We start from the raw sequence: 12,730 nt of genomic DNA, 5'->3' as shown, positions 1-12,730 counted from the left end.
GGTTAATTTATGGGTTTTCCGTCCAATGTTCCAAAGCTTTTATGGCCCGGTACCATCCTTGTATGCCTTTATCTATGTTTTCCCGTTCCTCGGCAGGCTGAAAATGTACATCGGCCTGCCAAATATCCTGTATTTCCGAGGTGCTTTTCCAATACCCAACGGCCAACCCCGCCAGATAGGCAGCACCCATGACCGTGGTTTCCACGATTTTTGGTCTAACCGTAACGGTGTTCAGAACATCGGCCTGAAACTGCATGAGCATATCATTGATGGTAGCACCGCCATCTACCCGAAGTTCCTTGATGGAAATACCAGAATCAGCTTCCATGGCTTTAAGGATATCCATGGTCTGGTAAGCAATGGATTCCAAAGCGGCCCGCGCAATATGGGCGTCGGTGCTTCCGCGCGTCAACCCAAAAATGGTACCTTGGGCATGTTGATTCCAGTGCGGGGCACCCAAACCGGCAAAGGCAGGGACAAAATAGACTCCATCCGAACTGTTGACCCCTCCAGCCAGTTGTTCAACTTCCGAGGAGGTTTTAATGATTTTTAAACTATCCCGAAGCCATTGTACCACTGCTCCGGCAATAAAAATGCTCCCTTCCAGGGCATATTGGGTCTTTCCGTTGATTTTCCATGCCACGGTGGTCAATAGATTGTTTTGGGACACTACCGGGGTCTCCCCAATGTTCATGAGCATAAAGCAGCCTGTGCCATAGGTGTTTTTGACCATACCTTTTTTAGTGCACATTTGACCAAAAAGTGCAGCTTGCTGGTCTCCGGCAATTCCAGCAATGGGAATTTTGGAAGCAAAGAAATTAGGACTGGTGAAGCCATATACTTCACTGGATTGATGTACTTCCGGGAGCATGCTCTTCGGAATGGTGAGCAACTCCAGCAGCTCATCATCCCATTGCATGGTGTTGATATTGAAAAGAAGGGTGCGCGAGGCATTGGTAACATCTGTGATATGCAACTTGCCCTCTGTCATTTTCCAGATAAGCCAGGTGTCAATGGTACCCATGATCAAATCACCGGCTTCGGCCTTTTCCCGGGCACCTTCCACATGGTCTAAAATCCATTTTACCTTGGTTCCGGAGAAATAGGAATCAATGACCAATCCTGTTTTTTTACGGATCATTTCTGATTTCCCCTGCTTTTTCAGTACATCACAATAGTCGGCTGTGCGCTTGTCTTGCCATACGATGGCATTGTAGACCGGTTCCCCCGTGTTTCGGTCCCAAACCACTACGGTTTCACGCTGATTGGTGATGCCAATAGCAGCCATTTGTTCCCCTTTCAATCCTTTTTTGCTAACGGCTTCGGCGGCCATTCCCGCTTGGGTGGCCCAAATTTCATTGGGGTCGTGCTCTACCCATCCCGGTTTTGGGAAAATTTGGGTGAATTCTTTCTGGGCCACTGAGATAATGGTTCCCCTTTGATCAAAGATCACGGCCCTGGAACTGGTGGTGCCTTGATCCAAAGCAAGGATGTATTGGTTCATTTTAGTTAATTTAATGCGATTGAATTTACTAAAATTAATTTGGGTAGCTTTTTAACATGATGTATAACTACATAGCACTTTTAAGGGGAATCAATGTGGGTGGCCAAAAGAAGATAAAAATGGCAGACCTAAGGGAAACCCTGATCAAAACAGGATTGAACCATGTGGAGACTTACATTCAGAGTGGCAATGTGGTTTTTGGCAGTGAGGAATTGAACAAGGGAGTGCTTGAAGACCAAATCCAGAAGGCTATTTTGGTGGATTTTGGATTTGAAGTGCCCATTTTGATAGTGTTGGAAGAAGAGATCAAGAAAATTTTGGAGAACAATCCATTCGCGCAAGAAGCTGAGGAAAACAAACTCTATTTTGTGTTGCTTAAAGATCCTCCAAAGAAAGAACCTGTTCGTGAATTCAATGAACTCCATTTTGATCATGAAGATTTTCACATCACGGATACCTGCGTTTACCTATTGTGCAAAAACGGTTATGGAAATGCCAAGCTCAACAACAACCTCTTGGAACGTAAGCTTAAGGTGGAAGCCACAACCCGCAACTTAAAAACCATGCAAAAACTACTGGATATGGTCCAAAAAAGTAGGTGAAACAGCCTCGCGGCCCACGTTTAATATTGCACTTGAACTTGCACTTGGATTTGAGCTTGAACTAACCCTAAGGGTTAAGTTCCCAGACCTTATAGTTGAGAACGGCGGCAAAACAAACCCATAGTAGATAGGGTATCATTAAAATGGCGGCAGCTTTGCTCACCACCTTGAACCATTTGATTGTCAACATGATCAAGGTGAGCAATACCAAAATCACCACAAGGCCCAATAAAGGATTCTTCAACCCAAAAAAAACAATGCTCCACAAAGCGTTGAAAAGCAGTTGGAAAACAAAATGATATAAGGCTGTTTTCACCCAAATGTGGTGGTACCCCTTGGACCAGACTACCCCGGCTGCAACCCCCATCAACACATAGAGTACGGTCCAGACGGGAGCAAAAAGCTCATTGGGTGGGGTAAATGAGGGTTTGTTTAAAGTGGTATACCATTCATTTACAGAGCTTTGCGTTGCAAAACCTGAAAGGAAGCCGATGAGTAGACAAACGGCAACACTGATGGCAATGTAAATGATTCTTTTTTTCATGGCTGGCACTAGGTCAACTAAAATAAGAATTTATTTGAATCCCCTTTTCGGTAAGAGACACGCTATCTTATATTTGTCCAAATATTTCCCATGACTGAAAAAGACTTTTCCCAAAGTACCTATTCCCGTTTTCCAGAGAAGGGAAAGGTATCCTATAAGGCTCCCAGCAATATTGCCTTGGTAAAGTATTGGGGGAAATTGGCCCGTCAGATACCGGCCAATCCATCCATAAGTTTTACGTTGGATGCGTGTGCCACCACCACATCAATGAAATTCGAGAAAAAAGGGGAAAGCTCGGACACGTTTTCTTTTGACCTTCTTTTTGAGGGGAAACCCAAGGAAGATTTCAAACCCAAGATTCAAACCTTTTTTGAACGCATTGAGGCATATGTTCCTTTTTTAAAGGAGTACCACTTGGTTATTGAAACCTCCAATTCCTTCCCGCACAGTAGTGGAATTGCTTCCTCCGCAAGCGGTATGGCGGCACTGTCTTTGTGCATCATGGACATTGAAAAGCAAATGAGCCCTGATATGGACAAGGCCTTTTTTAATAAGAAAGCATCCTTTTTGGCCCGTTTGGGTTCCGGAAGTGCCTGTAGGAGTATAGAAGGTGATTTGATTCAATGGGGAAAACATGAAAACATACCAGAAAGCTCCAATCTATACGGGATTAAATATCCTTTTGAGGTACATCCGGTATTCAAGAACTATCACGATACCATTTTGTTGGTCCACAAAGGACAAAAACAGGTCAGTAGCACCGTAGGGCACGAATTGATGCATGGACATCCTTTTGCCGAGAACAGGTTTCGGCAAGCCCATGAAAATTTGGATGCGCTAAAGTCGGTCTTTGCCCATGGAGATGTGGAGGAATTCATCAAGATTGTGGAAAGTGAGGCGCTTACCCTACATGCCATGATGATGACCAGTATGCCCTATTTCATTTTAATGAAACCGGATACTTTGGAGATCATCAACAAGATTTGGGCCTACCGTTCGGAAACCCATGTTCCCATTTGTTTTACTTTGGATGCAGGGGCCAATGTGCATGTACTCTACCCAGAGTCGGTCAAGGAAAAAGCCATTCAATTTATTCAGGATGAATTGGTTGAACATTGTGAGAATGGCCACTACATTTGTGACCGAATTGGTCAAGGAGCACGAAAAATACTGTAAAACCAACCCAAGGAAACCGTTTTTTTGCGTTCTTTGCCCCAAATTTTGATGGTGACACAAGATTTTGAAGGGAAAACAGTTTTGTTCATCGGATTGGTTTAATAATCAAACAGATAGTTTGTATCTTAGCGGTAGTATATGAAAGGCCCTTTATTTTATTCCAAGATTCTACTTTTCGGAGAGTACGGTATCATTAAAGATTCCAAAGGTCTTTCCATTCCCTATAATTTTTTCAAAGGAGCTTTAAAAAGCGGTAAAGATTTATCTGGGCAAGCCCTTAAATCCAACGAAAGCCTTAAGGCTTTTGCAGGCTATTTGCAGCAGCTCCAAGATCAGGAAGAAGGTCTGGTGTCTTTTGATTTACAAGCCTTGGAAGAGGATATTGCCAACGGGATGTATTTTGACAGCTCTATTCCTCAAGGCTACGGCATTGGAAGTAGTGGTGCCTTAGTGGCGGCCATTTATGATAAATATGCGAAGGACAAAATCACGGTGCTTGAAAACCTGACCCGGGACAAATTATTGAAATTGAAAGAGATTTTTGGAAAGATGGAGTCGTTTTTTCATGGAAAATCTTCCGGTCTTGATCCTTTGAACAGCTACTTGAGCCTACCCATCCTGATCAACTCCAAGGATAATATTGAATCCACCAGCATACCCTCCCAAAACACCAATGGCAAAGGCGCCGTATTCCTGTTGGATAGTGGAATCACGGGAGAAACTGCCCCAATGGTGCAGATTTTTATGGAGAAGATGAAACAGGAAGGATTCCGGAATATGGTCAAGAACCAATTTGTAAAACATACCGATGCCTGTGTGGAGGACTTTTTGAACGGGAACATCAAATCGCTTTTTGGAAACCTGAAGCAACTTTCCCACGTGGTCTTTGATCACTTCAAACCCATGATTCCGTCCAAGTTCCACCAATTATGGAAACAAGGCATTGAAACCAACGATTACTACCTAAAACTTTGTGGGTCTGGTGGTGGTGGATACATTCTGGGCTTCACCCAAGATTTGGAGAAGGCCAAAAAGGCACTCAAAGACTACAATTTAGAGGTGGTGTACAACTTCTAAAATCATCCCATGTTACTCAGTCGAAAGAACAAACTCTTGCTTTTTAAGCTGTTGAGTCTGTTTTCTGTGGTGCGTGGATATAACATTTTGGTGATTACCTTGGCCCAATATCTGGCCTCCATCTACATACTTTCACCAGATGTCCCGCTTCGGCAGGTGGTGCTTGATCTTAATCTTTTTTTGATTGTTACCGCTTCTGCCTTGGTCATTGCCAGCGGATATATCATCAACAATTTTTATGATGCCGAAAAGGATTTGATCAATAAGCCCACCAAAAGCATGTTGGATCGGTTGGTGAGCCAGCGGTTTAAGCTGACCACCTATTTTATCCTGAATTTCGTGGCAGTATTTGCGGCAAGTTATATTTCGTTTAAGGCGGTATTGTTCTTTTCGGCTTACATTTTTGGTATTTGGTTCTATTCCCATAAGTTGAAACGCATTCCCTTTTTGGGTAATCTGGTATCGGCTACTTTGGCCATTGCTCCCTTCTTTGTGGTATTCGTGTACTATCAGAATTTTAAGACCGTGATTTTTGTACATGCCCTGTTTCTATTTCTTTTGATTTTGGCCCGTGAAATGATCAAGGATTTGGAAAATATGGCTGGCGATATGGCGCAGAACTATAAGACCATTCCCATTATTTATGGCCCAAAGGTTTCCAAATTTTTGATTGGTCTGCTCATCGTCCTGACCTTGGTACCAGCCCTTTTGCTGATCAAGACTTTTGATGTGGGCTACATGTACCTTTATTTTATGGCCTGTATTGCACTGCTTTTGCTGTTTTTGGTGCTTTTATGGAAATCACAAGGGAAGCGGGATTATGTTTGGCTGCATAACATCCTGAAGTTTATCATCGTAGCAGGCGTTTTTAGCATTCTTCTGATTGATGTGGACCTCGTTCTGAACCGAATCCTGTAATTGTTTGCCCTAGAGGTTTTTCGGGAGGTAAAAACACTACATTTGCAAAAAATTGATGACTGATGACGAGATCGGACAATAGCGGGAACAGGAGAAATCCAAAAGGCGGCAACAGGAGAGGAAACGACCGAAAGCCCTTTGCCAAAAAGTACAATACCCGTGAAAAAGGAAATACACCACAGAAAAAATCCAACCCGGATGAGATTCGGTTGAACCGCTATATTGCCAATGCGGGCATCTGCTCCCGTAGGGAGGCCGACACCTATATTGCCGCCGGAAATGTATCCGTGAACGGAAAGGTGGTCACCGAAATGGGCTATAAGGTGAAACGCTCTGATGACGTCCGGTTTGATGGGAAGCGATTGAGTCTCGAAAAGAAAGAATACATCCTTTTGAACAAGCCGAAGAACTTTATCACCACGACCAGTGATGAGAAAGGAAGACGTACCGTAATGGAGTTGGTTTCGAGTGCCTCCAAGTCCAGATTACTTCCCGTAGGACGGTTGGACCGTAACACCACAGGACTTTTGCTCTTTACCAATGATGGGGACCTTACCAAAAAACTTACCCATCCCAAGCACGGGGTCCGTAAGATATACCATGTGCATTTGGATAAAAGCTTGAGTTTATCCGATCTGCATAAGATTGAGGAAGGCTTGGAACTGGAAGATGGGCCTATTGATGTGGATAGCATCAGTTTTATCCAAGGGGCGCCCAAACGCGAAATAGGGGTGGAAATCCATAGCGGAAGAAACCGTATTGTGCGCCGTATTTTTGAACATTTGGGATATGAGGTGACCAAATTGGACCGCGTCATCTTTGCCGGACTTACCAAAAAGGATTTACCCCGAGGTCATTGGAGGCATTTGACCGAGCAAGAGATTATTAATCTACGAATGATCAAATAAGGTTTGGAAAAAGCAAAGCTCTACCATATCCGGTTTTGGTTATTGGCACTTTGTTTCTTTACACTTGCGGGTGTTTTCGAGTTTTTCCTCGGCAGATCGTACTTCGACATTAATATCCATGATACCTATTTTGTCATGGCCCAAGCGGATTTATTCATATTGGCCGGACTATGGTTTGGCCTCTGCGGATTGGGGTATTGGATTCTTTTCAGGTTAAAGATAAGGGTGTTTCCATGGATGCATTGGGTGCACTTTGTACTGAGCCTTTTGCCTTTTTTGTTGATGTCCCTTACCAATTATATTTCCCCGGAACCCAGCTTTGAAAATTTGGCTTTGCTAAAGCAAATCGATTATGCGTGGTTTGTGTTGGTATTAGGGTTTTTGGTGGGTCAAACCCTGTATTTCCTTAATATTTTTGTCTCCACCTTGTTGGCAAAACGGTAATCCACTCTTATAGTTTTCCCATATCTTCAAACAAGGTCCACTGGTTGGGGTCCAATACAATGGAATCCGGTTGGTCTTTGGACTTGATCTTGAAACTTTTGGAACGCTCGTCCATTTGAATGGTTTCATTGGTGGTAATGCCATCTTTGACCAAACCAATTTCCAAAGGAAACAGAAAGGTGTGGTGTTCCTGCATTTGCGAAATGTTCATAATAACCTCACCTTTTTTATACTCCCACTTCCATTTGAGTTGGGGATGCCCCTTGGTGAACAGCCATTGCTGAAAAAAGTTTTCTAAATCTTGACCTGAAATAGCTTCCATCACCTGTTGGAAATCGCCTGTCAAGGCATTGCTGTTTTGATAGGTGGCGTAGTACTTGCGGATGCCCTTCCAGAAGGTTTCATCACCCAACGTGTGCCGAAGCATGTTCAAGACCCAACCGCCCTTTTGGTAGGTGTTGGTGCTTAGCACTCGCATGGGATCTTTAATGGTAAGGTCTATAATGGGTGAGGGATTATTGCGATAGTAGTCAAAAATCTCTTTTTTGTCGATGGCCAGTTCTTCCTTTCTTCGGTCATCGCCATACACGCTTTCCAGATAAAGAATACAGAAATAAGTGGCAAAACCTTCGCTGAGCCACACATGGTTCCAACTTTTCTCGGTAGCCGAATTCCCAAACCATTGGTGCGCGATCTCATGGGCGATCAAAGGTTCCACCGTCTTGTTTCCGGTCACCGAATTCTCAAAATAGGCGATGGTCCCGGCATTCTCAAGACCACCCCATTGGGTTTTGGCCTGCATATTGGCCAGTTTGGCATAAGAATAGGGTCCAATGGTATTGATAAAATAGTCCAGCACGTTGGTAGCGACCGAATAATCGCCAAAACCATCCAAGCGGTTTTGCGGGTACACCCATGCAGACACCTCAATGTCATGGACATCGCCTAGTAACCTAGAAGCAAATTCAGTCACCCCGATGGTCATCACCTTGGTGGCCACAGGAGCAGGTTCTTGGTATATGGTGAGTTTGTAACCATTCTCAAGATTACTTTCTTCGAGTTTTTTGCCAGTCGCCACCACATCATATTGGTCTGGTGCGGTGATTTGGAATTCCACACTGGCCTTATCATACGGATGATCTACGGAAGGAAGCCAATGCCGGGCCAAATTGGGCCAGTTGTCCCCAAAAAAGGAACGGTTCCCATACTTGGTGGTGGAAATCACCAAACCCCGCTCAGGAATACCATGGTACTTTACGGTATAGGTCTGGGTCTTGCTTTCGGATGTAGTAGGAACGATGTTGATTTTGTTCTCGGAATAGGAATACTTCGCAGGCGATGTCCCTTCCAGAACCTCGGTGACTTCCATGCCAAATTCCCCCGACTTTTCAATGAGATCCAAAGCAAATGGAACAGTTTCGGATTTAAAGGAAACCACAATTTGAGCCTCTCCCTGTATCTCATTGTTTTCGTCGTTCAAGTGAAGCCCAAAAACATAGTTTTGCACATCTACAACCTCATTTTTTTGATAAACGTCTTGGGCATTTCCAGTAAGGCAAACAAAGATAAAAGCCAATAATGCGGTAACAGTTCGAAGTTGCATAAATAAACCATTTTGGTTGATGGCTCAAGATACAATTTTGGGAAGTGCCTTGGTAACTTTTTAAAGGGAAGGGAAAAATTAAAAAAGGAGTTTTTGGAATGGCACTTATCGTTTAGGAGTTGTTATGCACTGCTTTATTTTCCCAATCATCTGGTACGCCCAACCAAATTGCTGGTGTTAACCAATCTGACTTTTTAAATTGAACAGTTTCATGAGAAAATTGAATTGATTTATTTTGAATTAGATCAATTACCTTATTAATTGACTCTTCAATGTTTAATTCTTGTAATTCAATGTCATCCACTTTAGTTGGTATTTCGGCAAACCAACCATTATAATAATTACTTCTAGGCCCGCCTAAACCGTAATTACATTCATTCTCGCCTTCACACCATTCCCACCAAGAAACACCTTTAATTTCAAATCCCGTTTCAATTAGGTCTTGAATAAACAATTGGTATTTATCTTGCTTGATAATAATATCTATGTATCCAGTTCCAACAGGTTGGGCTTTGTGTTTTAGAAGAATTCTGTCCAGATGTTCTTTGGGCATTATTATTGTGCATAACTATTAAGCTAAACGTTGTTTTAATTACGCTTTAGCGACAGATAAGTGAAGTTAGGGTTTGTCTTGTATAAATTCTACTCTAATTGACGGATGCCCTATTTGAATTGATGAATCAGAAAAAAAGATTCCCGCTTTCGCGGGAATGACAAATTTGTATTATGAAAATCAGGGATAAATTTCAGTCAAAAAGAGCATTCATTTTCTTTTTAATCTCACTCAAACACAAATTCCCCAAACTACCTTCATGGGAGTGTTCAATGTCTCGTTTGGGTTTAAAATTGCCATTCTCTATGGCCTTGCCCATGGTCTTGTAGGCATCCCGGAACGGCATGCCACTTTTTACCAATTCGTTCAAGGTGTCCACACTGAAGAGGTAATCGTATTTAGGGTCCTCCAGAATGTTTGCGTTTACCTTGATTTCCTTGAGGCTGAAGATCATCAGTTCCAAACAGGCCTCCATGTCCTGCAAAGCGGGAACGATCACTTCCTTCACCAACTGAAGGTCCCGGTGATAGCCGCTGGGCAGATTGTTCATGATCAAGATAAGCTGATTGGGCACCGATTGGATTCTGTTACACTTGGCTCGGATCAGTTCAAACACATCCGGGTTTTTCTTGTGCGGCATAATGCTGCTTCCGGTGGTCAACTCATTGGGAAAAGAGATGAAATCAAAATTCTGGCTCATGTACAGACAGATGTCCATGGCCATTTTAGAAAGGGTGGCGGCTACACTGGAAATTCCAAAAGCCGTGGCTTTTTCCACTTTTCCACGGCCCATTTGGGCGGCCACCACATTGTATTTTAGGGTGTCAAAGCCCATTTCTTGAGTGGTAAAGTTTCGGTCTATGGGAAAGGAACTTCCATATCCGGCGGCACTTCCCAAAGGGTTTTGATCGGCGACCTTATGGGCGGCCTCTATAAAATAGAGATCATCCACCAAACTTTCGGCATAGGCCGAAAACCAAAGCCCGAAGGAAGAGGGCATGGCAATTTGTAGGTGTGTATACCCGGGCAACAAAACATTTTTGTGTTTTTCGGCAAGGTTCAACAATAGGTCAAAAAATGTTTTTACCTGAGCTTTGATGTCGTTCAACTCATCCTTGAGGTACAATTGCATGGCCACCAGAACTTGATCGTTCCTGGATCGGGCCGTATGGATCTTTTTTCCGGTATCACCCAATTTCTCCGTTAACAAAAACTCGATTTTGGAGTGCATGTCCTCAAAATCGTTCTCAATGGTAAATTTTCCTTTTTCGATATCCTTGGCGATATCTCCCAGTGCCTTTACCAAATCCTTGGTTTCCTCTTCGGTGATCAATCCCACTTTTCCCAGCATCTTGGCATGTGCAGTTGAAGCGATTACGTCATATTTGGCCAAAACCAAATCGAGTTCACGGTCGTTGCCTACGGTAAAGTGGTCTATTTTTTTATCGGTACTAAAACCTTTGTCCCAGAGTTTCATACTATTCAATTGTCAGTTGTCAATGTGCAATAAGCAATGGTTAATTGTAAACTGCTAATTGCTCATTGTGATTTGTTTATTGCAAAAATCCCGTTAGGATTTTGATGTAAAGGTCAATCCCCTCTACAATTTCGTTTACAAAGATAAATTCGTCGGCCGAATGGGAACGGGTGCTGTCCCCAGGCCCCAATTTCACCGATTGGCAGCTCAAGGCCGCTTGATCGGATAAGGTCGGGGAGCCATAAGTGCCCCTGCCCAATGCCAATCCACTTTTTACCAGATCATGTCCTGGATCAATGGAGGAGGAGTTCAAACGTAGGGAACGGGGTGTCATTTCACAAGGGGCTTCTTTCTGTAAAAGGTCTGCAATTTCTTGATTGGAATAGCAATCGTTCACCCGGACATCCACGACCATATCCACTTGGGCCGGCACCACATTGTGCTGTTTGCCCGCATTGATTTGGGTCACGGTCAATTTTACTTCGCCCAATGCTTCGGAAACTTTATCAAAGGAACAGTCCTTGAACCATTGCAATACATCAATGGTATTGTATATGGCATTGTTGTTATTGGGATGTGCGGCGTGGGATGGGGTTCCCTTGACCACCGCATCGAAGACCACCAATCCTTTTTCGGCAATGGCCAAATCCATCAAGGTGGGTTCTCCCACAACGGCAACATCAATGTTGGGAAGAATGGGCAATAGGGAACGAATGCTCTTTTCCCCGGCATCTTCCTCTTCGCCGGTTGCCGCCATGATGATATTGTGACTTAATCCTTCGGCTTCATAAAAATTAACAAAGGTAGCAAGAAGGGAAACCAAACATCCACCGGCATCATTACTGCCCAAACCGAACAGTTTTCCATCTTCGATATGAGGGTGGAAAGGGTCTTTGGTATAGGCATTGTTGGGCTTTACCGTATCGTGGTGTGAGTTCAGTAACAGAGTGGGTTTGGACTCATCAAAATATTTGTTGAAGGCATAGATATTGTTATACTGTCTGTGTACCTCAATGCCAAACCCTTCAAGGAATGCAGCAATGGCATCCCCCGTTTTGTCTTCCTCCCCAGAAAATGAAGGAATGGAAATCAACTGCTTTAACAGTTCAATGGCTTTTTGGGTCAATTGGTCTTGGGAAATTTTCATAGCGTTAGTGTGGTGAAATTTGAATTGCCTTCTTCGAGCATACCCGAATCCCCTATGCAGACTTTGGATACTTGGTTGCGAAGGGCGTAAAAGCAATTGTGCATTTTGGGCAACATACCATCGGAGATGATACCATAGGCCAAAAGCTCATCATACGTTTTGGTGTCGATATGTTGAATGACGGAGTTTTCATCCTCTACGTCTTGTAAGACCCCTTTCTTTTCAAAGCAGTAGTACAGTGTGGTGTCAAATTGATCGGACATGGCAATGGCAATTTCTGCCGCGATGGTATCTGCATTGGTGTTGAGCAATTGGCCTTTGCCATCATGTGTCAACGCACAGAAAATAGGGGTGAAACCTGCCTGTAGCAGCTTAAAGATACCATAGGAATTAACAATGTCCACATCGCCCACATAGCCAAAATCAACCTTTTTTATGGGTCTTTTATGCGCTCTAATGGCATCGGCATCGGCCCCACTCATTCCAATGGCATTGGTGCCAAAAGCTTGCAATTGGGCCACAATGTTTTTACTGACCAAACCTCCATACACCATAATGGCAATGTCCAGACTGGCGGCATCCGTGATTCGTCTACCGTTGATCATTTTGGTCTTGATGCCTAATTTACCTCCCATTTCCGTGGCCTTTTTACCACCTCCATGTACCATTATCTTGTTTCCCGGCATTTTGGAAAATAGTCCCAAAATGTGGTAAAACCCTTTCTCGTCCTCAATCAAATTGCTTCCTACTTTTACTATGGAAAGTGCTTGTTTCATA

General features: G+C 43.5%; 13 protein-coding genes. 6 read left to right on the top strand and 7 right to left on the bottom strand.

The genetic code is table 11. The features are described 5' to 3' along the window. Positions 1-7: 7 nt before the first annotated feature. On the bottom strand, positions 8-1,504 hold the full coding sequence (gene glpK, locus DN53_RS06300) for a glycerol kinase GlpK (RefSeq protein WP_129653548.1): 1,497 nt from the start codon (positions 1,502-1,504) through the stop codon (positions 8-10). 56 nt (positions 1,505-1,560) lie between these two features. Between glpK and DN53_RS06295 the strand changes: the two genes are divergently transcribed. Continuing rightward, positions 1,561-2,106, top strand: coding sequence for a DUF1697 domain-containing protein (locus DN53_RS06295; protein ID WP_242502081.1), 546 nt, complete (start codon positions 1,561-1,563; stop codon positions 2,104-2,106). Between the two features lie 67 nt (positions 2,107-2,173). Here the strand turns inward: DN53_RS06295 and DN53_RS06290 are convergent, their stop codons facing one another. Beyond that, positions 2,174-2,650 carry a TspO/MBR family protein gene (locus tag DN53_RS06290; protein ID WP_129653547.1) on the bottom strand — a complete coding sequence of 159 codons (477 nt, stop codon included), beginning with the start codon at positions 2,648-2,650 and terminating at the stop codon, positions 2,174-2,176. A gap of 90 nt (positions 2,651-2,740) precedes the next feature. Here DN53_RS06290 and DN53_RS06285 point away from each other — a divergent pair, with 90 nt between their 5' ends. From DN53_RS06285 to DN53_RS06265, 5 genes are all read left to right on the top strand, one after another. Next, entirely contained in the window at positions 2,741-3,826 is a 1,086-nt protein-coding gene (locus DN53_RS06285; RefSeq protein ID WP_129653546.1) for a diphosphomevalonate decarboxylase, read from the top strand. A 138-nt stretch (positions 3,827-3,964) separates the two neighbouring features. Beyond that, positions 3,965-4,903, top strand: coding sequence for a mevalonate kinase family protein (locus DN53_RS06280; protein ID WP_129653545.1), 939 nt, complete (start codon positions 3,965-3,967; stop codon positions 4,901-4,903). A gap of 9 nt (positions 4,904-4,912) precedes the next feature. Beyond that, the gene (locus tag DN53_RS06275) at positions 4,913-5,821 is read left to right on the top strand and encodes a geranylgeranylglycerol-phosphate geranylgeranyltransferase (RefSeq protein WP_129653544.1); all 909 of its coding nucleotides are present in this window, start codon (positions 4,913-4,915) and stop codon (positions 5,819-5,821) included. A gap of 62 nt (positions 5,822-5,883) precedes the next feature. Then, complete coding sequence (locus DN53_RS06270; RefSeq protein ID WP_129653543.1) at positions 5,884-6,729, top strand: pseudouridine synthase; 846 nt, start codon at positions 5,884-5,886, stop codon at positions 6,727-6,729. 3 nt (positions 6,730-6,732) lie between these two features. Continuing rightward, complete coding sequence (locus DN53_RS06265; RefSeq protein WP_129653542.1) at positions 6,733-7,173, top strand: heme-copper oxidase family protein; 441 nt, start codon at positions 6,733-6,735, stop codon at positions 7,171-7,173. Positions 7,174-7,180: 7 nt separating this feature from the next. Here the strand turns inward: DN53_RS06265 and DN53_RS06260 are convergent, their stop codons facing one another. The 5 genes from DN53_RS06260 to argB all read right to left on the bottom strand — a co-directional run bounded on the left by DN53_RS06260 (position 7,181) and on the right by argB (position 12,729). Then, positions 7,181-8,776 (bottom strand): M1 family metallopeptidase, encoded by a 1,596-nt coding sequence (locus DN53_RS06260; RefSeq protein WP_129653541.1) that lies wholly within the window; start codon positions 8,774-8,776, stop codon positions 7,181-7,183. 112 nt (positions 8,777-8,888) lie between these two features. Then, positions 8,889-9,329: a hypothetical protein gene (locus DN53_RS06255; protein WP_129653540.1), complete on the bottom strand. Its 441-nt coding sequence runs from the start codon at positions 9,327-9,329 to the stop codon at positions 8,889-8,891. Positions 9,330-9,522: 193 nt separating this feature from the next. Further along, a complete protein-coding gene (gene argH, locus DN53_RS06250; RefSeq protein ID WP_129653539.1) occupies positions 9,523-10,806 on the bottom strand; it encodes an argininosuccinate lyase in 1,284 nt (427 codons plus the stop codon). A gap of 76 nt (positions 10,807-10,882) precedes the next feature. Next, a complete protein-coding gene (locus DN53_RS06245) occupies positions 10,883-11,953 on the bottom strand; it encodes a M20 family metallo-hydrolase (RefSeq protein WP_129653538.1) in 1,071 nt (356 codons plus the stop codon). Further along, positions 11,950-12,729: an acetylglutamate kinase gene (gene argB, locus DN53_RS06240; RefSeq protein ID WP_129653537.1), complete on the bottom strand. Its 780-nt coding sequence runs from the start codon at positions 12,727-12,729 to the stop codon at positions 11,950-11,952. The genes DN53_RS06245 and argB overlap by 4 nt, the downstream gene beginning before the upstream one ends. Between the last annotated feature and the right edge of the window lies 1 nt (position 12,730).

This window comes from Flagellimonas olearia (genome assembly GCF_004150225.1).
Classification (GTDB): domain Bacteria; phylum Bacteroidota; class Bacteroidia; order Flavobacteriales; family Flavobacteriaceae; genus Flagellimonas; species Flagellimonas olearia.
Note: the sequence above shows the minus strand (reverse complement) of the source record. Positions and strands in the feature narration are given on the sequence as shown.